The 23,401-nt window shown below is 62.5% G+C and carries 21 protein-coding genes and 1 tRNA gene; 8 read left to right on the top strand and 14 right to left on the bottom strand.

The features are described 5' to 3' along the window. Positions 1–37 precede the first annotated feature (37 nt). From map to RW095_RS39655, 6 genes are all read right to left on the bottom strand, one after another. Positions 38–823 (bottom strand): type I methionyl aminopeptidase, encoded by a 786-nt coding sequence (gene map / locus RW095_RS39680; protein ID WP_317021045.1) that lies wholly within the window; start codon positions 821–823, stop codon positions 38–40. A gap of 384 nt (positions 824–1,207) precedes the next feature. Next, a complete protein-coding gene (locus RW095_RS39675; protein ID WP_317021044.1) occupies positions 1,208–1,450 on the bottom strand; it encodes a hypothetical protein in 243 nt (80 codons plus the stop codon). Next, positions 1,451–1,729 carry a hypothetical protein gene (locus RW095_RS39670; RefSeq protein ID WP_317021043.1) on the bottom strand — a complete coding sequence of 93 codons (279 nt, stop codon included), beginning with the start codon at positions 1,727–1,729 and terminating at the stop codon, positions 1,451–1,453. Positions 1,730–1,787: 58 nt separating this feature from the next. Continuing rightward, positions 1,788–1,877 (bottom strand) — tRNA-Ser (locus RW095_RS39665). Positions 1,878–2,044: 167 nt separating this feature from the next. Beyond that, positions 2,045–3,340: a serine--tRNA ligase gene (gene serS / locus RW095_RS39660; RefSeq protein WP_317021042.1), complete on the bottom strand. Its 1,296-nt coding sequence runs from the start codon at positions 3,338–3,340 to the stop codon at positions 2,045–2,047. A 63-nt stretch (positions 3,341–3,403) separates the two neighbouring features. After that, positions 3,404–4,717, bottom strand: a complete 1,314-nt coding sequence (locus tag RW095_RS39655) for a replication-associated recombination protein A (RefSeq protein ID WP_317021041.1) — start codon at positions 4,715–4,717, stop codon at positions 3,404–3,406. 247 nt (positions 4,718–4,964) lie between these two features. Between RW095_RS39655 and cytX the strand changes: the two genes are divergently transcribed. After that, on the top strand, positions 4,965–6,281 hold the full coding sequence (cytX, locus tag RW095_RS39650) for a putative hydroxymethylpyrimidine transporter CytX (protein WP_317021040.1): 1,317 nt from the start codon (positions 4,965–4,967) through the stop codon (positions 6,279–6,281). Between the two features lie 97 nt (positions 6,282–6,378). On the opposite strand, the gene speB is transcribed toward cytX, so the two are convergent. Beyond that, complete coding sequence (speB, locus tag RW095_RS39645) at positions 6,379–7,368, bottom strand: agmatinase (protein ID WP_317021039.1); 990 nt, start codon at positions 7,366–7,368, stop codon at positions 6,379–6,381. A gap of 191 nt (positions 7,369–7,559) precedes the next feature. On the opposite strand from speB, the gene RW095_RS39640 reads away from it, so the two are divergent. Continuing rightward, positions 7,560–8,471: a LysR family transcriptional regulator gene (locus RW095_RS39640; RefSeq protein WP_317021038.1), complete on the top strand. Its 912-nt coding sequence runs from the start codon at positions 7,560–7,562 to the stop codon at positions 8,469–8,471. A gap of 83 nt (positions 8,472–8,554) precedes the next feature. Here RW095_RS39640 and lolA read toward each other — a convergent pair whose 3' ends face one another. The 3 genes from lolA to RW095_RS39625 all read right to left on the bottom strand — a co-directional run bounded on the left by lolA (position 8,555) and on the right by RW095_RS39625 (position 12,350). After that, on the bottom strand, positions 8,555–9,283 hold the full coding sequence (gene lolA / locus RW095_RS39635; protein WP_317021037.1) for an outer membrane lipoprotein chaperone LolA: 729 nt from the start codon (positions 9,281–9,283) through the stop codon (positions 8,555–8,557). A gap of 399 nt (positions 9,284–9,682) precedes the next feature. Then, positions 9,683–11,998 (bottom strand): DNA translocase FtsK, encoded by a 2,316-nt coding sequence (locus RW095_RS39630; protein WP_317021036.1) that lies wholly within the window; start codon positions 11,996–11,998, stop codon positions 9,683–9,685. A 175-nt stretch (positions 11,999–12,173) separates the two neighbouring features. Continuing rightward, positions 12,174–12,350 (bottom strand): hypothetical protein, encoded by a 177-nt coding sequence (locus tag RW095_RS39625; RefSeq protein ID WP_317021035.1) that lies wholly within the window; start codon positions 12,348–12,350, stop codon positions 12,174–12,176. Here RW095_RS39625 and trxB point away from each other — a divergent pair. The 5 genes from trxB to RW095_RS39600 all read left to right on the top strand — a co-directional run bounded on the left by trxB (position 12,349) and on the right by RW095_RS39600 (position 16,759). Further along, positions 12,349–13,350, top strand: a complete 1,002-nt coding sequence (gene trxB / locus RW095_RS39620) for a thioredoxin-disulfide reductase (RefSeq protein ID WP_317021034.1) — start codon at positions 12,349–12,351, stop codon at positions 13,348–13,350. The two genes, RW095_RS39625 and trxB, sit on opposite strands and share 2 nt — an antisense overlap. 182 nt (positions 13,351–13,532) lie before the next feature. Then, on the top strand, positions 13,533–14,306 hold the full coding sequence (locus RW095_RS39615; RefSeq protein WP_317021033.1) for a Smr/MutS family protein: 774 nt from the start codon (positions 13,533–13,535) through the stop codon (positions 14,304–14,306). Then, positions 14,306–14,926 carry a trimeric intracellular cation channel family protein gene (locus RW095_RS39610; RefSeq protein ID WP_128594499.1) on the top strand — a complete coding sequence of 207 codons (621 nt, stop codon included), beginning with the start codon at positions 14,306–14,308 and terminating at the stop codon, positions 14,924–14,926. Before RW095_RS39615 ends, RW095_RS39610 begins: the two co-directional genes overlap by 1 nt. A gap of 151 nt (positions 14,927–15,077) precedes the next feature. Continuing rightward, positions 15,078–15,737, top strand: a complete 660-nt coding sequence (locus tag RW095_RS39605) for a glutathione S-transferase family protein (RefSeq protein ID WP_317021032.1) — start codon at positions 15,078–15,080, stop codon at positions 15,735–15,737. 104 nt (positions 15,738–15,841) lie between these two features. Next, on the top strand, positions 15,842–16,759 hold the full coding sequence (locus tag RW095_RS39600; protein ID WP_128589435.1) for a LysR family transcriptional regulator: 918 nt from the start codon (positions 15,842–15,844) through the stop codon (positions 16,757–16,759). Between the two features lie 83 nt (positions 16,760–16,842). Here RW095_RS39600 and RW095_RS39595 read toward each other — a convergent pair whose 3' ends face one another. From RW095_RS39595 to RW095_RS39580, 4 genes are all read right to left on the bottom strand, one after another. Next, entirely contained in the window at positions 16,843–17,958 is a 1,116-nt protein-coding gene (locus tag RW095_RS39595) for an ABC transporter ATP-binding protein (RefSeq protein ID WP_020065197.1), read from the bottom strand. A gap of 112 nt (positions 17,959–18,070) precedes the next feature. After that, on the bottom strand, positions 18,071–18,928 hold the full coding sequence (locus tag RW095_RS39590) for a carbohydrate ABC transporter permease (RefSeq protein ID WP_128589433.1): 858 nt from the start codon (positions 18,926–18,928) through the stop codon (positions 18,071–18,073). Continuing rightward, complete coding sequence (locus tag RW095_RS39585) at positions 18,918–19,856, bottom strand: carbohydrate ABC transporter permease (RefSeq protein WP_317021031.1); 939 nt, start codon at positions 19,854–19,856, stop codon at positions 18,918–18,920. The genes RW095_RS39590 and RW095_RS39585 overlap by 11 nt, the downstream gene beginning before the upstream one ends. 245 nt (positions 19,857–20,101) lie before the next feature. Next, on the bottom strand, positions 20,102–21,349 hold the full coding sequence (locus tag RW095_RS39580; protein ID WP_317021030.1) for an ABC transporter substrate-binding protein: 1,248 nt from the start codon (positions 21,347–21,349) through the stop codon (positions 20,102–20,104). Between the two features lie 554 nt (positions 21,350–21,903). Here RW095_RS39580 and zwf point away from each other — a divergent pair. Further along, complete coding sequence (zwf, locus tag RW095_RS39575) at positions 21,904–23,367, top strand: glucose-6-phosphate dehydrogenase (protein WP_317021029.1); 1,464 nt, start codon at positions 21,904–21,906, stop codon at positions 23,365–23,367. The last annotated feature ends 34 nt before the right edge of the window (positions 23,368–23,401 follow it).

Genomic DNA, 23,401 nt, shown 5'->3' with positions numbered 1-23,401 from the left:
CGCCGTGCGCGTCTACATCATGCGAAGCGTGTTTGCCTCACGGTGCTGCGTAGCTGCCGGTGCCGTCCGGCCAGGGCGTGAGGAGTTCGTAGCCGTCTTCGGTGACGGCGATCATGTGTTCCCACTGCGCCGACAGCGAGCGGTCTTTCGTGACCACCGTCCAGCCGTCGCGCAATACCGTGGTGCCGGCGCGGCCCGCGTTGATCATCGGCTCGATCGTGAAAACCATGCCCGGCTTCAGACGCACGCCTTGCCCCGGCTGGCCGTAATGCAAAACCTGCGGGTCTTCGTGATAAACCTTGCCGATGCCGTGGCCACAATAGTCGCGCACGATCGAAAAGCCGTCGCGCTGCGCGACCTTCTGGATCGCGTGGCCAACATCGCCAAGCGTAGCCCCCGGCTTCACTTCGCGGATGCCCGCGAGCATCGCCTCATAGGTCGTGTCGACCAGTTGACGCGCCACCGTGCTCGGCTGGCCGACGCAATACATGCGGCTCGTGTCACCGAAGTAGCCGTCTTTGATGATCGCCACGTCGATATTGATGATGTCGCCGTCTTTCAGTACTTCGCTGCGGTTCGGAATGCCGTGGCAAACCACCTGATTGACCGATGTGCACACCGTCTTTGGAAAACCCAGATAACCGACGTTGGCCGGAGTCGACTTTTGCGTGTTGACGATGTAGTCGTTGCACAGTGCGTCCAACTCGTCGGTGGAGACACCGGCCTTCACGTGCTCGCCGATCATGGCCAGCACGTCGGCCGCGAGGCGGCCCGAGATACGCAGCTTGGCAATGTCGTCAGGAGTCTTGTAGGTAATGGCCATGTATTCGGTCGATGGGTTCGAAGGGAGGTCGATATTCAATCGAACGGCCAATTGTACAGAGGATCGGCGTGGAGGCCGGGTAAAGCGGGGAGGTGGAGAACTCGTCGTGCGAAGACAATCGTATGGCGTGCGAGCAGAGCAAATTAGCAGAGCGCATTGAAGCACTCAAAGATGGCTGAAGAATTCGCCCCATGCGGCTGGCTCAACGAGCACAATAGCAGCGCTATTCTTCCAGTTGCGGGGAACAACGGTTCGACAAACTCCATATGGAACTCAGATACGAAGCGAAAATCTCGTAGTCGATAGTGTCGTCTGCGATCGCAACCATGGCTTCCTCGAGGTCTGGCGTCCGAGGAATTTCAAAGCCTTCACGTTCGAGATAGGTCAAGCAGCAGGTAAGTCCAGTGCGTTTGTTTGCGTCGTTGAACACGTGGCCTTTGGCAATTGCACAGCGTACATGGCGGCGATGCCGAACACGTCGTCGAGACCATTGTAGTGTGCGTGATTCTCGATGCGCTGTGGAGCCGCCTCTACTCCGCCTCGCCCGCCTGCGGCATAACCCGCCAGGCCTCCTAGCTCGGCGCGAATTTCATCGTGAACGGTGACGACGTAGTCGAGGTCGAGCACTCACCGATCCTTGAGCGCTATCAGGACCTCGCGGTGCTCCGAGATGACCCTGCGTGCGGAGCGCAGCACGTCCGTTTTTTCCTTTTCAGTGGCGACGCTGACCGATGCTTTCGGACGCACCATTACTCGCGGCGATAACTGAACGCCGTACAACTCGGTGATATGTTTTTTCGCGGCCATGATCCACATACAGAGCCCATTAATCGCTGCAGCGAATCTCGGGATCGCTAGCTTGGCGTCCGTACTAATGGTGAAGACCGCACTTGGTTTCAGCAGCAAGCTCAGCACTTGCGATATAGAAACGAAAACAGGCCCCGAAGGGCCTGTTTTCTGAATTTGGCGGAAAGGGTGAGATTCGAACTCACGGTACCCCTAAAGGTACACCGGATTTCGAGTCCGGCGCATTCGACCACTCTGCCACCTTTCCGTGTTTTCCGACTTGCCACAACGAGGCGGTTCTGTCAGATCCAAGCGGGTCGCTGCTTGGGAGAGAAAGATTATAGAACAGCTGATTTGGATTTCCAAGTACCTCGCCAAAAAAATTTTGACGAAACCCGGCGATCAAACCACGCTGTTGCGTCCGCCCAAAGCGAATCAGGCCGCCGGGACTTCCAGCCGCTCGACGCCGCCAAGGTACGGCCGCAGTGCCGCCGGCACCGTCACGGATCCATCGGCGTTCTGGAAGTTCTCGAGCACGGCCACGAGCGTGCGACCCACCGCAAGACCCGAACCGTTCAGCGTATGTACGAGTTCCGGCTTGCCTTGCGCGTTCCGGTAGCGCGCCTGCATCCGGCGAGCCTGGAACGACTCCGTGTTCGAACAACTCGAAATTTCGCGATAGGTGTTCTGCGCCGGCAGCCAGACTTCGAGGTCGTAAGTCTTCGTCGCCGAGAAGCCCATGTCACCCGTGCACAGCGTGATCACGCGGTACGGCAATTCGAGCTTTTGCAGAATCGTCTCGGCGTGGCCGACCATCTGTTCCAACGCGTCATACGACGTTTCCGGCGTCACGACTTGCACCATTTCAACCTTGTCGAACTGATGCTGACGGATCATGCCGCGCGTGTCGCGTCCATACGAACCCGCTTCCGAGCGAAAGCACGGCGAATGCGCGGTCAGCTTGATCGGCAACGCGCCGGCTTCGACGATGCTGTCACGCACCGTGTTCGTCAGCGAAATTTCCGATGTGGAGATCAGATACTGCGTGACCGTGTTTTCGCCGCCGCCCTTCTCGACGCGGAACATGTCGTCCGCGAACTTCGGCAGTTGGCCGGTGCCGTACAGAATTTCCGGATTCACGATATACGGCGTGTAAATCTCCGTATAACCATGCTGCTGCGTATGCGTGTCGATCATGAACTGCGCGAGCGCGCGATGCAGCCGCGCAATCTGCCCGCGCAGCATCGTAAAGCGCGCGCCCGACAGCTTGGCGCCGGTCTCGAAATCGAGGCCGAGCGGCGTGCCCACATCCACGTGATCCTTCACTTCGAAATCGAACTGACGCGGCGTGCCCCAACGACGCACCTCGACGTTGTCCGTTTCGTCGCGTCCTGCCGGCACGCTCTCATGCGGCAGATTCGGCACGCCGAGCAGGAGATCTGACAGACGTTTTTGAATGTCGTCCAGCTTCGCCGCCGACGCCTTCATTTCTTCGCCGATGCCGCCAACTTCCGCCATCAGGGCCGAAGTGTCCTCGCCCCGCCCTTTCATCGCGCCGATCTGCTTCGACAGGCTGTTGCGGCGCGCCTGCATTTCTTCGGTGCGGGTCTGGGTGTCGCGGCGTTCCGCTTCGAGCGCGGTGAAGGCCGCCACGTCAAGGGTATAGCCGCGGTCGGCGAGGCGTTTCGCGACGCCGTCGAGGTCTTTGCGCAGCAACTGGATGTCGAGCATGGGATGGGGCGGTATTCGTTGTATGAAGGTGGGATTTTAGCGCACCGGCGGCACCGGACAGGCTCAACTCTTCTTGGGCTTGTTCTCGTTGCGCCACTGCGCGTCGAGTTCGGCAAGACGCGCCATCTTGTCGCCGATCTTGCCTTCGAGGCCGCGCGGCGTCGGCGTGTACCAATGCGGATCGCGCATGTTCTCGGGCAGATACGTCTCGCCGGCTGCGTATGCATCCGGTTCGTCGTGTGCGTAGCGATACTCGTGGCCGTAGCCGAGTTCCTTCATGAGCTTCGTCGGCGCGTTTCGCAGATGCACCGGCACGCCGCGCGACTTGTCCTTGCTCACGAAGCGGCGCGCTTCGTTATACGCGTTGTAGCCGGCATTCGACTTCGGCGCGACGGCCAGATAGATGACCGCCTGCGCAAGCGCGAGCTCGCCCTCGGGCGTGCCGAGTCGCTCGTAGGTCTCGGCGGCGTCGAGCGCGATACGCGCGGCACGCGGGTCGGCAAGACCGATGTCCTCCCACGCCATCCGGACGATGCGGCGCGCCAGATAGCGCGGGTCCGCGCCGCCGTCGAGCATGCGGCAGAACCAGTAGAGCGCGCCGTCGGGGCTGCTGCCGCGCACCGATTTATGCAACGCGCTGATCTGGTCGTAAAACGCATCGCCACCCTTGTCGAAGCGGCGCAGATTCTCGGCGAGCGCGCTGCCGAGCAACGGGCCGTCGATCTCCGTGGTCTTCTGCTGCGAAGCCGCGCGCGCGACGATTTCCAGGTTGTTCAGCAGCTTGCGGCCGTCGCCGTCGGCGGAACCGATCAGCGCATCGCGCGCTTCGTCGCTAAACGTGAGGCCGCCGAGTTCCTGTTGCGCGCGCTCTAGCAGCTCGCCCAACTCTTCCTCGGTGAGACTTTTGAGCACGTACACCGCGGCGCGCGACAGCAACGCGCTGTTCACCTCGAACGACGGATTCTCCGTGGTCGCGCCGATGAATACGAAGAGCCCCGACTCCACATGAGGCAAGAACGCGTCTTGCTGACTCTTGTTGAAGCGATGCACTTCGTCGACGAACACTAGCGTCTGATGCCCGTTCGCGCGATGAATCTGCGCGGTCTCGACCGCCTCGCGAATATCCTTCACGCCGGACAGCACCGCCGACAACGCGATGAACTCCGCGTGGAACGCGTCGGCCATGAGCCGCGCGAGCGTGGTCTTGCCGACGCCGGGCGGGCCCCAGAGGATCATCGAATGCGCTTCGCCGGATTCGAATGCGACTCGTAGCGGCTTGTTCGGGCCGAGCAGATGCTTCTGGCCGATCACCTCGTCGATATTGCGGGGCCGCAGGCGTTCGGCGAGCGGGACATTGGCACGGGTTTCTTCGAACATGACGTTTTGGGGATAATCTCGGCTTTTCCGGACGCGGTCCGCGCGATGGTCCGTGTGATGATCGGCCTGAAGGCGGCATGCTGCCGGACGAGAACGCAAAACCCGCACGCGCAAGGCGCGAGGCGTGGGAAACGTCCTGCATTATGACAGTGACCGAGCCAGGACGAGCGCGGCGCATCTTGAACACGCACGCGGACTCGCATACAAGAGCAACCGAAACAGCAACACGACTCAGGGACGACACCCGATGGCACAAGATCCACTCGCCGGCGACGCCGGTTCCACCTACGCGCCGCTCACGCCGGTGCCCGACGCGCGCCGCGCCTTCCGTACCGGCGACGCGTTCGCGCTCTGGTTCTCGCTCGGCATCGGCTTGCTGGTCGCGCAAGCCGGCGCGCTGCTAGTGCCGGGACTGTCGCTGACGCACGCGCTGCTGGCCATCGTGATCGGCAGCGCGATCGGCGTGGTTCTGCTGGCGCTCGCGGGCGTGATCGGCACGGACACCGGGCTCGCGGCGATGTCCTCGCTGCGTCCGACGCTCGGCGTGCGCGGCGCGTCGGTGCCGGCTGTGCTGAACGCCGTGCAACTGGTCGGCTGGGGTTCGTTCGAAGTGATCGTCATGCGCGATTCCGCCGATGCCCTCGCCAAGCAGGCATTCGGTCTTTCGATGCCGCTCGTCTGGACCGTCGTCTTCGGCTTGCTGGCGACGCTGCTCGCGATCAGCGGTCCGCTGTCGTTCGTGCGGCGCTTTCTGCGCACGTGGGGCATCTGGCTGCTGCTTGCGGGCGCGGCATGGCTCACATGGAGTCTGCTCGCGCAGCACGACCTGAGCGCGATGATGCGCCGCCCGGGCACTGGCGAGATGTCGTTCGGCGGCGCGATCGACCTGGTGGTGGCGATGCCGCTTTCCTGGCTGCCGTTGATCGCGGACTACACGCGCTTCGGCCGCCGCGCCGGCGACACGTTTCGCGGCACGCTACTCGGCTACGGCATTGCGAACATCTGGTTCTATGCATTGGGCGCGATCTACGGTCTGGCCGCCGGCGGCGGCGACGCGCTGCTCACAAGCGCGCTCGCGCAAGCCGGCGGCGGGCTCGCATTGCTGCTCGTTCTGATCGACGAAGTGGACAACGCATTCGCCGACATTCATTCGGCAGCGGTGTCGACGGGGACCTTCTGGGCGCGCGGCAGTGTGCCGATGCTGTCGGCGGCATTCGGTGCGCTGTGCACGTTGATCGCGCTGCTTATACCGATGGCGAAGTATCAGAACTTCCTTTTGCTGATCGGCTCGGTGTTCGCGCCGCTTTTCGGCGTGGTGCTGGTCGATCACTTCATCGTGCGCAAGCGCCGTATAGAAGCCGCCGTGCTCGCCGACGTGCGCGGCCGTTACAGTTTTTCGGGCGGCTGGCATCTGAGCGCGTTCATTGCGTGGGCGATCGGCATCGCCGCTTACCAGGCGATCAACCAATGGCTGCCGAACCTCGGTGCGACGCTGCCCGCGCTGGTGATCGGCGCGGTGTGCTATCTCGCGTTCGTGTCGACGCGCAAAACCGCTTACGCGTGAGCGGGTCAATTCACCGTCGTTAAAGAAAAGGCCTGCATTTGCGGGCCTTTTTCGTTGCGGCCGCCGCGCCGCGCATCGCAGCGGATGGCGACAAAGCTCAGCGAGCCGCAGTCCGGTACTCGACGCCCGGCAGCACGCACAACAACTCGAACGCGAGATTCGCGGCGAGCAGCGCCGTCGTGCCGAACGGATCGTACGGCGGCGCCACCTCCACCAGATCGCATCCGAGGATATTCAAGCCGCGCGCGCCGCGAATGATTTCGAGCGCCTGGGGAACAGTCAGACCGGCGATTTCAGGCGTGCCGGTGCCGGGCGCAAAGGCCGGATCGATACCGTCGATGTCGAACGTGATATAGACCGGGCCGTCGCCCATGCGCTCGCGCACGCGTGCCATCAGCGGCGCAAGCGACTGGTTCCAGCATGCCTCGGCCTGCACGACCTCGAAGCCCTGATCGCGGCACCAGTCGAAATCTTCTGCCGCATAGCCCGTGCCGCGCAGACCGATTTGCACGACGCGCTCGCAGTCGAGCAGCCCCTCTTCCACCGCGCGACGAAACGGCGTGCCGTGCGCGATCTTCTCGCCCATCATCGTGTCGTTGACGTCGGCGTGCGCGTCGACGTGAATCAGGCCGACCTTGCCGTGCTTGCGATGAATCGCCCGCAGAATAGGCAACGCGATGGTGTGATCGCCGCCGAGCGTGACCGGCTTGCAATCGTGCTGAAGTATCTCGTCGTAAGCCGTTTCGATCCGCGCGATCGAATCGTGCAGGTTGTACGGATTGATCGCGACGTCGCCGAGATCGGCCACACGCAGAGAATCGAATGGCGCCGCCCGCGTTGCCATGTTGTACGGTCGCAGCAGCACCGATTCGCTGCGAATCTGGCGCGGCCCGAAGCGCGCGCCAGTGCGGTTGGACGTGCCCAGATCGAACGGCACGCCGACGAAACATGCGTCGAATCCCTCCGCCGAGCCCACGTTCGGTAGCCGCATCATCGTGGCAATGCCGCCGCAGCGCGGCATTGCATTGCCGGACAGCGGCTGCGGCCGCTCACCGGCTTCAGGAGAAATGAAAGAGGAAGTATTCATCGTGACTCGGCAATGAAAGAAAACGCAGCAGTTGGAAATCTGCGAACCGGCTCGATAGATGCGGTGATGCATTCCGCAGGCACTCGGAACGCCTGCATGCCGGGTGAATCTCCATTCTTGAGCACTTCTCGTCGACTTAAAATAGCCGCGCAATAACCTTTACATCGATTCACAGCGATGTATCCTGACGCATGTTCTCCCAACTCACCGACCTCGATTTGCGGCTTATCCGCGTGTTCCTGGCCATTGCGGACGCGGGCGGCGTCTCGTCGGCCCAGGCCACGCTCAACGTCGGGCAGTCGACCATCAGCACGCAACTCGCCACACTCGAAACGCGCCTGGGGTATCGGCTGTGCGAACGCGGCCGCGGCGGGTTTCGACTGAGCGCGCGCGGCGAACAGTTCGCCGAGGCTGCTCGCGCGCTGCTCAGTGCCGTCGACAGCTTCGGCATGCAAGCGCGCAATGTGGGCCGCAAGCTCGTGGGCACGCTCGACATCGGGATGATCGGGCACACGCCCGTATCGGCAAGTGCGCGCATTAGCAACGCAATCGGCCGGTTCCGCTCGCGCGATCAGTCGGTGCGATTTTCAATTCTGGTGCGCTCGCCCGGCGAGCTTGAAGAGTTGCTGCTCAATGGCCGGATTCAGGTGGGCATCGGCTATTTCTGGCATCGCGTGCCGTCGCTCGAATACACCGAAGTGTTTGCCGAAGACCAGTTCGCGTATTGCGCGAAAGGTCATCCGCTATTTGCTTCAGCCGGCGGCGTGTCGCCAGAGCAAGCTGCGACGCACGAATGGGCGTGGCGCAGCTATCCGTTGCCCGAAGCCGAAAGTTCGACAACGCCGCGCAACGTCACCGCGGTCGCGGACAACATGGAAGCGGTCGCCATGCTCGTGCTGTCCGGGCATCACCTCGGCTATCTGCCCGGACACTTCGCGGCGCCGTTCGTCGAGCAAGGACTGCTCGCCGCGTTGAACCCTGCGCTAATGCACTATCGCGTCGCGTTTCACATGGTCACGCGGACACGGCAGCATCGAACGGATATCGTCGAAGCGTTCATCGACGACATGAAGGCCGCCCATGCCGTCGAAGCGAAAGCGTAACGCGCGCACCGCGTCGTATCGGCGATAAAAAAGCCGCGCATTCAGCGCGGCTTTCCTCGCACATATCAATGCACGGCGGAGGCTTAGCCGTTGATCACGTCAGCGCCTTTCGGCACGGTGAACTTGAACGCGTCGGCGGGCAGCGGCGGATTCTTCTGGATGTTCGAGAAGGTCAGCAACGTCACGTTGCCGAACACGTCGTGCAATTCCATTGCTTGCAGATTGCCGTCTTTGAAGCCGATGCCCACGCGCTGAAATTGCGTGTCTTTCGCTTTCGGCGTGAGTTCGAGCCAGTCGATGCCGGCCTTCACACCCGCATCGCGCAACGTGAAGTTCTTGTCCAGATCGTTACTGCCGAACAGGATTGCCGCCGGGCTCGCGCCGAGCGCGCCGCCGAGGCTTCGCACCGTCACCTGGTTCAGATCCTTGTCGTACACGTAGAGCTTGTCGCCGTCCGCCTGCAGCAATTGCGCGTAGGGTTTTTCGTATTGCCAGATGAACTTGCCGGGACGCGCGAACGTGAATGTTCCGCTCGACGTACCGTTCTTGCCGCCGCCCGTGGTGGACAGCACGCCGCTTGCGCCGCTCGCCGCTTGCGCCTTGCTGGGCGCGCGCACTTCCTGCTGCACGAAGGTGCCGCGCGCCGAGTGAACTTGCGCGACGAACGCCTTCAACTGCTCGGTGCCGCTCGCGAACGCCTGCGAAGCGACGAGCATCGACGCGCCGATCGCCGCTGTGCCGACGCTGCGCGCGATTGCGCGGGCGAACCGGCCGACACTGCTGGATGCATGCTGCTGCACAAATAGCTGCATATGATTTTTCTCCCTTGATTTGAATTCGTTTAGCGACCGCTATGTTTGCGGCGCATCGACATGAGCGGTGTTTGCCGGTGGCCGCGAGCACAGCGTGAGGCTTGCTGTGCGAGGCTCGGGGCGAACGGGTGCGGCTTCGATCGTTGCGGTCTGCTGCGCCGGGCCTACTTCCGAACTTAGGCAGGCAGACTTAAACGAGCCTTAGAACCTGGCATAGAAGCGGACCCTGAACCTGGATCTTCGCAGCGGATCTTCACGGCGGACGTTTGAAGCGGACGTTCAAAGCCAACCGTCAAGCAGGCAGTAGAAGCCGTTGGGAGCAAGCTTCAGAAGCCAACCCTTGAACCACGCCCCGCAAGCGGCAAAGAAACACTCGCCGTTCGCCTCACACCATAACGCCTACTCCGCCTCTCGCGCCGGCGCCAGAATTTCTCGATTGCCGTTCGACGACATCGCCGACACCACGCCGGAATTTTCCATTTGTTCCAGCAGACGCGCAGCGCGGTTGTAGCCGATGCGCAAATGCCGCTGCACCAGCGAAATCGACGCGCGCTTGTTTTTCAGCACCACGTCCACTGCCTGATCGTAAAGCGGATCCGACTCGCCATCGCCTGAGCCGCCCGCTCCGGCGCCCGCCGAGCCTTCGTCGCCCTCGCCGGTCACGCCGCCTTCGAGGATGCCTTCGATATAGTTCGGCTCGCCCTGCTCCTTGAGCTTGTCGACGACGCGGTGCACTTCCTCGTCCGACACGAACGCGCCGTGCACGCGCACCGGCAAGCCGCTGCCCGGCGGCAGGTAGAGCATGTCGCCCATGCCGAGCAGCGATTCCGCGCCCTGCTGGTCGAGAATCGTGCGCGAGTCGATTTTGGACGACACCTGGAACGCCATCCGCGTCGGCACGTTAGCCTTGATCAGCCCGGTAATCACGTCGACCGACGGACGCTGCGTGGCGAGAATTAAATGAATGCCGGCCGCGCGCGCCTTCTGCGCGATCCGCGCGATCAGTTCCTCGACCTTCTTGCCGACCACCATCATCAGGTCTGCAAGTTCGTCGATCACGACGACGATGTTGGGCAGGCGCGTGAGCGGCTCCGGCTCGTCCGGCGTGAGGCTGAAAGGGTTCGGCAGCTTTTCTTCGCGCTTGGCGGCTTCGTCGATCTTGTTGTTGTAGCCGGCGAGGTTACGCACGCCGAGCTTGCTCATCAGCTTGTAGCGCCGCTCCATTTCGGCGACTGCCCAATTCAGCGCGTGACCGGCCTGGCGCATGTCCGTCACGACCGGACACAGCAGATGCGGAATGCCTTCGTAGACGCTCATTTCGAGCATTTTCGGATCGATCAGGATCATGCGGACCTGGTCGGCGCTCGCCTTGTAGAGCAACGACAGGATCATTGCGTTGATACCGACCGACTTGCCCGAACCGGTCGTGCCCGCGACCAGCAGGTGAGGCATCTTCGCGAGGTCCGCGCATACGGGTTTGCCGCCGATATCCTTGCCGAGGCCCATGGTGAGCGGCGACGCGGCGTCCGCATACACGGCCGAGCCGAGAATCTCGGACAGGCTCACGGTCTGGCGGCGCTGATTCGGCAGTTCCAGCGCCATGAAATTCTTGCCCGGAATCGTTTCGACGACGCGGATCGACACGAGCGACAGCGAACGCGCGAGGTCTTTTGCCAGATTCACGATCTGGCTGCCCTTCACGCCGGTGGCCGGTTCGATCTCATAGCGCGTGACGACCGGACCCGGATACGCGGCGACGACGCTTACCTCCACGCCGAAGTCCTTGAGCTTTTTCTCGATCAGACGCGAGGTGAATTCGAGCGTATCCGCCGAGATGGTTTCCTGCGCGGCGGGCGCCGGATCGAGCAGCGAGATAGGCGGCAGCGTGGAATCGCCGGGCAGATCGGTAAAGAGCGGCACTTGCCGTTCTTTCTCGACGCGCTCCGACTTGGCCGGTGTGACGACCGGCGGCACGATCACGACGGGCTCGTGCTCCTCGATGCGCACGCGGCCCTTCTCGACCTTGCCTTCGCGCTTCACCGCCGCGGCTTCGCCCAGTTTGCGGTCGCGGCCCGCCTCGCGGCGCAGCTTCGCGAAGGTCACAGCCGAAATGATGGACTCGCCGACTTTCTCCGACACCGACAGCCACGAAAACCGGAAATACAACGACAGGCCGATGCCGAGCACGATCAGCAACGCGAGCGTGCCGCCCGTGAAACCGAGCGCATGCGACACGCCGCGCGCGACCGCTTCGCCGATCACGCCGCCAGGCGCGCGCGGCAATTGCACCTTGAGCGACCACATGCGCAGCGCCTCGATGCCGTCGCAGGCAAGCAGCACGAGCATGAACGCAAAGGCGTCCGCGAGCCAGCTGGCATCGCGCGGCACGTCTTCCTGCAAGTCCTCGTGACGGGTGATGCGCTTGTAGTTCGCGGAGATATGGCGGCCGAGCAGCACGATCCACCAGTAGGCGGAGAGGCCGAACAGCAGCAGCAGAATGTCCGAGGTCCACGCGCCCACGCGGCCTGCCCAGTTGGCGATGTGATCCACCTGCGCGGCATGCGTCCAGCTCGGATCGCGCCGGCTGTAGCTGACGAGCGCCATCAGCAGGAAAACGCCGAGCGCGACCTGCAAAATCCAGCGGATTTCAGTGAAGAGACGCGACATGCGGTGCGGCAATGCCTGCGCGCTCGCGGAATAGGGAGCTTTTGCCATTGATCCTGTTGCTTGTGTGGCCGATCCGGTGTGCCGGGTCGCAGCCGCGCAGGGCGCGACTGCGGGCGCAACACCGGCGACCCGAAACTTCGATCCGGCCTATTGTAAACGCAGTGCCCCGCGTGAGGCTGTAAATGACGGTAACCTGGCCGACTGGCCACGCGCGGGCGTCGAATCAAAGCGCGATCAGCGCGACAGGCACGCGCCATGGGCTATCGCCGCGATCGGAAACCTTCATGGAGCAGCCCGCCGCCCCGCCCTTTATAATGCCCGACTGATACCCATCTACAGTTTCAGCCAAGTCGCGCAGCCTCGCATGGGCGAGCAGCGCGCCGTAAAAGGATTCGATCATGCCCGCAACTTCCACGAAACACGCCAAGGTTCTGATTCTCGGTTCCGGTCCCGCCGGCTACACGGCAGCGGTCTACGCGGCGCGCGCCAACCTCGCGCCGGTGCTCGTCACGGGTCTCGCGCAAGGCGGCCAGCTGATGACCACGACCGACGTGGAGAACTGGCCCGCCGACGCCAACGGCGTGCAAGGCCCGGAACTGATGGCGCGCTTCCTGGAGCACGCTGAGCGCTTCAACACCGAAATCATCTTCGACCACATTCACACGGCGAAGCTGAACGAAAAGCCGATCCGTCTGATCGGCGATTCGGGGGAATACACGTGCGACTCGCTGATCATCTCGACGGGCGCGTCGGCGCAATACCTCGGCCTGCCGTCGGAAGAAGCGTTCATGGGCAAGGGCGTGTCGGCCTGCGCCACCTGCGACGGCTTCTTCTACAAGCAGCAACATGTGGCCGTGATCGGCGGCGGCAATACCGCCGTTGAAGAAGCGCTGTACCTGTCGGGCATCGCGAAGAAGGTCACGGTGATTCATCGCCGCGACAAGTTCCGCGCCGAGCCGATCCTGATCGACCGCCTGCTCGCCAAAGAAAAGGAAGGCGTCGTCGATATCAAGTGGAACCATACGCTCGACGAAGTCACCGGCGACCAGTCCGGCGTGACCGGTTTGCGCATCAAGCACACGCAAACCGGCGAGACGACCGACATTGCGTTGCAGGGCCTGTTCGTCGCGATCGGCCACAAGCCGAACACGGACATCTTCGAAGGCCAACTGGAGATGAAGAACGGCTACATCATCACGAAGGGCGGCCTGAACGGCTTCGCAACCGCTACCAGCGTGCCGGGCGTGTTCGCCGCCGGCGACGTGCAGGACCACGTGTACCGTCAGGCGATCACGAGCGCAGGTACCGGCTGTATGGCAGCGCTCGACGCGCAGCGCTATCTGGAAACCATCAACGAGATGGCCGGCGAGCACGCGATGAGCCAGGAAGCTGAGCGTTGATCGGCCGCGGCTCTTCACGAACGCAACGGTAAAATAGCGGCTGGGCCTTGCCCGGCCGCTCGCTCGATAAAAGGCCGCGGCTCACAAGCCCGCGGCCTTTTGCATTCAGACCTGCGTCACGGCCACGCAAGGCGCCGCTTGATCGACTCCTGATCGACTCATTTTCCGCGTGTATTACCGCTATGCCCAAGAACCAGCCTCACCCGAACGAGCCCAGGCGTGCCAGCGCCGCCGCGCGACCCGCGCCGGAACCGGCTGCCCCCGCCGCCAAGCCGGCAATCGAGCCGGCCGCGGGTCTGGCGGGCTTGGGCGCGCTGCGCGATGCGTTGAAGGTCGACGCGCAGCGGCGCGAGCGCGAACGCGCAACCGCGGCGGCCGCACAGCGCGAAGCGGCTGCAGACGCCAATCTGTTTCGCCGCGAGATCGGCGAAGTCGCACCGCTCGCGGTGCCGCCGCGCGCATCGTTGCCGCGCAATCCTCCGCCGCCGCTGCCGGTGCAAACGCGGCTCGACGAAGAAGCCGTGCTGCATGAAGCGATCTCCGACGAGTTCGACCCCGAGGTGCTGCTCGACACCGACGAAACGCTCTCCTATTGCCGCCCAGGCGTGAGCCAGGAAGTCGTGCGAAAACTGCGGCGCGGCGACTGGATCGTGCAGGCGCAGATCGACCTGCACGGCATGCGGCGCGAGGAAGCGCGCGAGGCTCTGGCTGAATTCATCCGCGAATCGGTGAAGCGCGGCTTGCGCTGCCTGCGCGTGATTCACGGCAAGGGTTTGGGGTCCGTCGGCAAGGAACCCGTGCTCAAGGGCAAGGTGCGCGCATGGCTCGTGCAGAAGAGCGAGGTGATCGCGTTTTGCCAGGCACGTCCGCATGACGGCGGCGCGGGCGCTGTCGTCGTGCTGCTGCAGCCGGGCGCAACGCCGGCTCATACGAGAGCTTCGGCGGAGCCACGGTGATCCATCCCAGGCTGACGCTCGCGCTGACTTTCATGGAGGCGCTAGCGATTTTCGCGTACGCCATTTCCGGTTTCATCGAGGCCAAGACGCGCCGGCTCGACGCCGTGGGCACCTTTCTCGTCGCAATCGCCACGGCCTTCGGAGGCGGCACGCTGCGCGACGTGCTACTCGAGCGCCGTCCGTTCTATTGGGTCGAGCATCAGGAATATCTGATCGCGATCTTCGCGATGTCGCTGTTCGCGCCCACATTGCTGAAAGCCACCTCGCGCCTGCTGTCCGAGCGCGTGCTGCTGGTGGCCGACGCGATCGGCCTTGGCCTCTTCAGTATCGCGGGAACCTCGATCGCGCACGACGCGCAGATGCCGTGGTTCACGTCCGTGATGATGGGCGTGGCAACGGGCGTGTTCGGCGGCGTGATCCGCGACGTGCTGTGCAACGAGGTGCCGTTGATCCTGCGCGACTCTCGGCCGTACGCGACCTGCGCTTTTGTCGGCTGCTGGCTGTATGTGCTGCTGGACTACGTGAATTTCGACACCGTGTATAGCGTGCTGATCGCCACCGCCTTCATTCTGCTCGCGCGGCTTGCGACGTTCAGGTTCAACGTACGGTTGCCGCATTAGCGGGCTTTGACGTCGGGGCGGACCGCTCGCGCGGACTGGCGGCTTGACTTGTCGATTTGCAGCGCACTCGTTCGTCGTCAGTTAGCCGGCCCTGCGGCCCTGCAGCCCTGCGGGGCCGCTACACCCGCCCCCACCAATCAAGGTGATCACGATGAGTCTGAAGCTATACGCCCACCCCTTCTCCTCATATTGTCAGAAGGCCCTCACGGCGCTCTACGAGAACGGCACGCCATTCGAGTTTCGCCTGCTCGCACACGACGATCCGCGGATCATGGCCGAATTCGCGACGCTGTGGCCCATCAAGCGCTTTCCAGTGCTGGTCGACGGCGACCGGACGGTGACGGAGGCGAGCATCATCATCGAATATCTTGGCTTGTATCATCCCGGACCGGTGCCGCTTTTACCGGCCGACCCGCGCGCGGCGCTCGAGGTGCGCAGCATGGATCGATTCTTCGACAACTATATTTCGACGCCGCAGCAAAGAATCGTCGCCGACAGCCTGCGCCCCGCAGCGGAGCGCGACGCGCACGGTGTCCGCGAAGCCCGTGCGATGCTCGACACCGCATACGCGTGGCTCGACAAGACGATGGCCGGGCGCGAATGGGCCGTGGGCGACACCTTCAGCCTCGCCGATTGCGGCGCCGCACCGTTTCTCTTCTACGCCGACTGGACGCACGCGATCGATCCGGCGTTTGCGCGTGTGCGCGCTTATCGCGAGCGGCTCCTGGCGCGTCCGTCATTCGCACGCGCGGTCGACGAAGCGCGGCCGTATCGGCCGCTATTCCCGCTCGGCGCGCCCGACCGGGACTGAGCGGGATAAAGCAGGGCCGAGCGCCACCCGATGCGGACAACATTAATTCGAGCCTATACACTTCACGTCGAACCTATTTCCGCCAATCACTCACAAGGCCAAACATGGACCGTTTCGAAGCGATGGAGATATTTACGCGTGTGGTGGAGGCCAACAGCTTCACCAAAGTATCCGAATCGCTCGACCTGCCGCGCGCCAAAGTCAGCCGGACGATTCAGGCGCTGGAAGAACACGTCGGCGTACGGCTGTTGAACCGCTCGACGCGCCAGGTCAGCGTTACCGAAGACGGCGCGCTCTTTTACGACCGCTGTGTGCGCATTCTGGCCGAGGTCGCCGACGCCGAGTCGTCGCTGTCGAACAAGCGCGAGAATCCGGTGGGCACGATTCGCGTCGATACGTCCGGCACGCTCGCCCGCGCGCTGCTGTTGCCCGCGCTCGACGATTTCTACCAGCGCTACCCGGAAATCGACGTGCGGCTCGGTCTCGCCGACCGCAACATCGACCTGATCCAGGACGCGGTGGACTGCGTGATCCGCATGGGCACGCCGGAAGAGTCGAGTCTCGTCGCGCGGCGTATCGGCCAGGCGCGGATCGTCACGTGCGCGTCGCCGGCGTATCTGGAGAAATACGGCACGCCCACCACGCTCGATGAGTTGAGTGGACACCGCGCGGTCAACTATGTATCGGCGCGAACCGGCAAGACGTTTCCGTTCGAATACGAAGTGAACGGCGAGATCGCAAAGGTCGCGATGAAAAGCGTGCTCGCGGTGAACGACGGCTCGGTCTACATTCGCGCGGGCGCGCTCGGCCACGGCATCATTCAGCCGTCGCGCTTCATGGTCGCGCATCTCATCGAGCGCGGCGTGCTCAAGGAAATCCTCACCGACTACACGAGTCCCAGCACACCGCTGTCGATCCTTTACGCGCATCGCCGCAATCTGAGCTCGCGGCTGCGCGCATTCACCGAATGGGTGACGGAGCTCGTGCGCAACAACCCGGATCTGCGCATACCGGACGCTTGACGCGCTTCAGCAAAAAGCCCCTTGCGTCTCGCGACACAAGGGGCTTTTCTTCATTCGGACCAACAGCAGCGGTCAGATCCGGCTCAGGCGATCCGCTCTTCATTCGACGGATCGAACAACACCGCCTTCGACGTATCGAACAGCAGCGTCGTGTTCGTCAACGGCTGCGGGTTCGAAGCCGGGTGCACGCGGCTCACCACGCGCTTGCCGTTGACTTGCGCGAACACGAGCGTGTCCGGGCCGGTCGGCTCGATCACATCGACCTTCACTTCGATCTGTTGCAGCCGGGCGTGGTCGCCGTGCGCGCCGCGCGCATCGGTGATGCGCTCCGGGCGCAAGCCGAGGATCACTTCACGGCCGACGTGCGACTTGACCTTCGCCGAATCGAACGGCAAATTCAGCGCCGTGCGAGTGACGCCGGTATCCAGTTCGATGCCGACGCCCGCGCCCTGCTCGACGAGCTTGCCCTGGATGAAGTTCATCGGCGGCGCGCCGATAAAGCCCGCCACGAACAGGTTCGACGGCGAGTCGTAAATTTCCTGCGGGGCGCCGAACTGCTGCACGATGCCGTCCTTCATCACCGCGATACGATCGCCGAGCGTCATTGCTTCGATCTGATCGTGCGTCACGTAGACGATCGTCGTGCCGAGGCGCTGATGCAGCAGCTTGATTTCCGAGCGCATTTCGATACGCAGCTTGGCGTCGAGGTTCGACAGCGGTTCGTCGAACAGGAACATCACCGGGTCGCGCGCGAGAGCACGGCCCATTGCCACGCGCTGACGCTGGCCGCCGGACAACTGGCCGGGCTTGCGGTCCAACAGGTGCGTGATCTGCAGCGTGTTCGACACGCGATCGACGATCTGCGCCTGTTCCTGCTTCGGCACCTTGCGAATGTTCAGGCCGAACGAGATGTTCTCGCGCACCGTCATCGACGGATAGAGCGCGTATGACTGGAACACCATCGCGATGTCGCGATCTTTCGGCGACAGGTTGTTCACGGTCTTGCCGTCGATCTGAATCTCGCCCTTGGTCACGGTTTCGAGACCGGCGATCATGTTGAGCAGCGTCGACTTACCGCAGCCCGAGCCGCCGACGAGAATCAGGAACTGGCCGTCTTCGATGTCGATGTTGACACCCTTCAGAACCGGCACCCCGTTCGGGTAAGTCTTGTACACGTCACGGATGGAAAGGCTTGCCATGCTGTGAATCCTCTTGTCTCTGGTACTGCTTGAAAACGTCTTGTCGGTGACGGCGGTGCCTGGTGCTTTCATGCACGAAGCGGCCGCCGCGCTCGGTTGGTCTAGCCTGGGTTCAGCCCTTCACCGCGCCTGCTGTCAGGCCGCGCACGAAATAGCGTCCGGCGACGATGTAGACCAGCAAGGTCGGCAACGCGGCGATGATCGCGCCGGCCATGTCCACGTTGTATTCCTTCACGCCGGTCGAGGTGTTCACGAGGTTGTTCAGCGCCACCGTGATCGGCATGGAGTCCACGCCGGAGAACACAATCCCGAACAGGAAGTCATTCCAGATCTGCGTGAATTGCCAGATCAGGCACACCATGAAAATGGGCAGCGACACGGGCAGCAGAATCTTCGTGAAGATCGTGAAGAAACCCGCGCCGTCGATACGCGCCGCCTTCACGAGTTCAGCCGGAATGCTGACGTAGAAGTTGCGGAAGAACATGGTAGTGAACGCGATACCGTAGATCACGTGGACGACCACCAGACCGGTCGTGGTGTTCGAGAGGCCGAGAAAGCCTTCGAAACGCGCCATCGGCAAAAGGATTGCCTGGAACGGAATGAAGCAGCCGACCAGCAGCAACGTGAAGATCGGATCGGCGCCGCGAAAACGCCAGTGCGTGAGCACATAACCGTTGAACGCGCCGATAATCGACGAGATCAGCACGGCCGGAATCACCATGCGCACCGAGTTCATGAAGAACGGCTGCATGCCGTCGCAACGCACGCCAGTACACGCACCGCTCCATGCCTTGATCCAGGGATCGACGGTCCAGTGCGAAGGCGGCGTAAGCAGGTTGCCGGTGCGCAACTGGTCGATGTCCTTGAACGACGTCGACAGCATCACGTACAGCGGAAACAGGAAGTACAAAGCAAACAGGACCAGAGCCGCGTAAATGACGGCACGGCTGATCGTCATCTTAGGCTGCATTGCGGGTGCTCCTCGATTCCAGATACATGAGCGGCACGAGCACGGCCACGACGGTTGCGAGCATCATCATCGACGATGCCGCACCGACGCCGAGCTGCCCGCGATTGAACGAAAACGTGTACATGAAAATAGCCGGCAGCGACGACGACGTGCCAGGACCGCCCGCCGTCAAAGCGACGACCAGGTCGAACGTCTTGATCGTGATATGGCAGAGAATCAGCAGCACGGAGAAAAACACCGGACGCATGCTCGGAATCACAATCTTGCGGTAGATGGTGGGCAGGTTCGCGCCGTCCATCTGCGCGGCCTTGAAGATTTCACCGTCGACACCGCGCAGACCCGCAAGGAAGAGCGCCATGACGAAGCCGGTGGATTGCCACACCGCCGCGATCACGACACAAAAAATCGCCTTGTCCGGATCGCCGAGCCAACTGAACGAAAAGCTCGTCCAGCCCCAGTCGTGGAACACCTTTTCGAGGCCGATGCTCGGCGTCATGATCCATTGCCACGCCGTGCCGGTCACGATGAACGACAGCGCCATCGGATAAAGGAACACGGCGCGCAGCGCGCCTTCATTGCGGATCTGCTGATCGAGCAGGATGGCAAGAAAGAGACCGAGGCCGATACAGATACCGATGAACGGGATGCCGAACCAGCCGAGGTTAGCCGCCGACGTCCAGAACACGTCGTTATCGAACAGTTCGCGATAACGGTCGAGACCGACAAATTCATAACGAGGCATCAGTCGCGAATTGGACAGCGACAGATAGCCCGTGATGGCGATGAAACCATAGACAAATACCAGGCTGATCACGACGCTGGGTGCGAGCACCAGCTTCGGAATCCAGCGATCGGCAAGGGCCGCCATGGGCGACACGCGGCGGGCGGCGTTAGCCGTTTTCCCGTTTCCGCTGATAGAAGCAGTCACTACTCGACTCCTGCTGAAACCGTACCGCCCGGCCACTCACGTCGACGCACACGACCAACCGACAACGTGAGAACGTGACAAACGCGAAGCCGCAACGGCATAGGTGTGACTCTATGAAACCCAGGGTGAAGCCGCTTGCATCGGGGCGTGCGTCGGGCAAAGCGCACATCGCGCGACGCGATCCAACACCCTCAGCGGCGCGAAGCGGCGCGTCCGATCCCGGACGCGCCGCTTCGCTACTTCACTTACTTGGTCTTCGCTGCCTTCGCGAGCGCTGCAACCGCGCTCTTCGAATCCTGCTGCGAGTTCATGAACTTCGTGACCACGTCGGAGATCGCGCCGGCTGCTGCATCCGGTTGAGCCATGCCGTGTGCGAGCGACGGCACATAGCCGCCCGACTTGATCGCAACCTGTTCATCCGCGTACGACTTCTTCGCGCAGTCGTCGAACTTGGCCATCGACACGCCCAGACGAACCGGAATCGAACCCTTGTTCAGGCTGAACTGTTCCTGGAATTCCGGCGACATGATGGTCTTTGCGAGCGCCAGTTGGCCCGGCGTTGCTGCCTTCTGGCCTTTCTGCTGGAAGAACACGAACGAGTCCACGTTGAACGTGTAAGCCTTTTCCGTGCCCGGCACCGCGGCGCACACGTAGTCCGAGCCCGACTTCTTGCCGGCGTTGGCAAATTCGCCCTTCGCCCAGTCGCCCATGAACTGCATGCCGGCCTTGCCGTTGATGACCATTGCCGTAGCCAGGTTCCAGTCACGGCCCGTGCGGCCCGCGTCGAAGTAACCCTGGATCTTGCGGACGGTGTCGAACACGCCGACCATCTTGTCCGAAGTCAGCGTCTTTTCGTCGAGGTCGACCAGCGCCTTCTTGTAGAAGTCCGCGCCTTGCGACAGAACGACGTCTTCCCAGAGCGTCAGGTCTTGCCACGGCTGGCCGCCCATCGCGATCGGCTGGATGCCTGCGGCCTTCATCTTGTCGGCCACCGCGAAGAATTCAGGCCACGTGGTCGGCACCTTGCCGCCTGCCTTGTCGAGCGCCGCCTTGTTGATGTACAGCCAGTTCACGCGATGCACCGAGAACGGCGCCGCGACGTAGTGACCGTCCGCGTGCATGATCTTGTCGATTTCCGGCGGCAGATTCTTCTTCCAGTCGCCGGCGACGGAGTCGATCGGCACCAGCACGCCTTGCGAAGCCCAGTCCTGAATCAGCGGGCCTTTGATCTGCGCGGCGCTCGGCGCATTGCCCGAGATCACCTGCGTCTTGAGTGCCGTCATGGCAGCCGCGCCCGCGCCACCCGCAACCGCAAAGTCCTTCCACGTGTAACCCTGCTTCGTCATGTCGTCCTTGAGGACGCCGACGGCTTTCGATTCGCCGCCCGAGGTCCACCAGTGCAACACTTCGACCGACTCGGCAGCCTGCGCGGCCGAGACGCCACACATCAGACCTGCGGCGCACAAAGCGCCCATGATCGCGCGAAATTTCATTGCTTATCTCCTCCAGACACCTGAACAAAAAAACAAATGGCCCCTGATGTCGCCAGGGTGCTGTGGTTGGTTCAAACAGGCAAAACACTGGGCGATCGAGCACGGTCGGGCGCATGCGCGAGGCATGTGCCGGCGGACCGATGTCCGGCCGCTGGAAGCTCAAGAGATGAGTGGTTCGGGATGCAACTGACTGTCTCCTCTTTTGATTTTTGCCTGCCCGCTTCGCGCGGCAGACTCGAGGTGCCTTGCACGTCAACCGAGGCAATCTGCTTGCCGGCCCCGCGCTCCCCCGGCTTTCCGTAACGGCTGCCGGGACAGGCTGGCCTATGCCGGCACGCAATGTCCGTTAACATGCAGGGGACGCCTGCCGATTCGCGAAAACGCGCAACTGACCTGACAGCGCACGCTTTTTTCATCGAATTAGCGCTACCTCTTGATTTGGATTGTAGTTAAACTACAATTCAGTGTCAAAAAATATTTTATCGGACTACGGTCGCCCTTTTCACGAGCAGTGAACGGTCAGCGCGGCGGCCCCAGGACATCGACGGAGACTCATGGAAACCGATTCAAGCTTCACCTTCGTTCTCTTCGGCGGAACCGGCGATCTGTCGATGCGCAAGATTCTCCCCGCACTGTTTGAAGCGCACCGTGCGGGCGGCATGCTGGCCGATAGCGGCAAGATCGTCGCGGTGGCGCGCCATGCCGCGGATCGAGGCGAGTACATCCAATGGGTAAACGAGCACGTCAAGCCGCATGTGTCGAAGAACGGTGTCGACGAAGCGGCATGGTCGAGCTTTCTCGAACGCATCGAGTTCGTGAAAATCGACCTGGGCAATCCGGAAGACTTCGCGCTGTTGCGCGATGCGGTGAAAGACCTGCCCGGCATCCGTGTGTTTTATCTGGCTACTGGCCCGTCGCTGTTCGTGCCGATCTGCCGCGCGCTCGCGTCCGTGGGCCTTAACGAAAACGCGCGCATCGTGCTGGAAAAGCCGCTCGGCTACGACCTCAAGTCGTCGAATGCGATCAACGACGCGGTCGGCGAAATCTTCGCTGAAGAACAGATCTACCGTATCGACCACTACCTCGGCAAAGAACCCGTGCAGAACCTGCTGGCGCTGCGCTTCGGCAATGCACTGTTCGAGCCACTGTGGCGCCGCGAGTGGGTGGAAAGCATTCAGATCACAATTGCAGAAGAGCTCGGTGTCGAGGCGCGCGGCGATTTCTACGACAATACCGGCGCGCTGCGCGACATGGTGCAAAACCATTTGCTGCAACTGCTTTCGATCGTCGCAATGGAACCGCCGCATTCAATGGATTCCGACTCGGTGCGCGACGAAAAGCTACGCGTACTGCGCGCGTTGAAGCCAATCGATCCGCTGAACATCGGCAAGGTCGCGGTGCGCGGTCAGTATCATGCCGGCGGAATTCGCGGCACCGCGGTCCCCGCATATGCGACGGAACCGGGCGTGAAGCCGAACAGCACGACCGAAACCTTCGTCGCGTTGAAAGTCGAGATAGAAAACTGGCGTTGGGCCGGCGTGCCGTTTTTCCTGCGCACGGGCAAACGGCTTGCGGACCGCGTCGCGGAAATCGTCGTGAATTTTCGCGCGGTGCCGCATTCGGCGTTGGGTGTTTCGGCGTTGCGCGCCGGCGCCAATCGTCTGGTGATCCGCTTGCAGCCGAACGAAACCATTCGTCTGTACTGTCTCGCGAAGCAGCCCGGCGAAGGCATGAATCTCGCAAGCGTCCACCTGGATCTCGCGTTCGACCAGTTCTTCCGCGAAGGGCAGATGGAAGCGTACCAACGCCTGCTGCTCGACGTGATCAACGGCCGTCTCGCACTCTTCGTGCGGCGCGACGAACAGGAAGCCGCGTGGCGCTGGGTCGAACCGATTCTGAACGAATGGAAGGCTTCGAACAAACCGCCGAAGCCTTATGCTGCGGGCACATGGGGCCCTGCCGCCGCGAGCGCGATGCTCGCGCAGCACGGCACCTGCTGGCTCGAAGAAGAGAACTGATTCGCGGCGGATTTTCGCAGCTCTTACAAAAAAG

Origin of the sequence: Paraburkholderia kirstenboschensis, from assembly GCF_032806925.1 — a bacterium.
Lineage (GTDB): Bacteria > Pseudomonadota > Gammaproteobacteria > Burkholderiales > Burkholderiaceae > Paraburkholderia > Paraburkholderia kirstenboschensis.
This window is presented reverse-complemented; position numbering and strand designations above follow the sequence as displayed.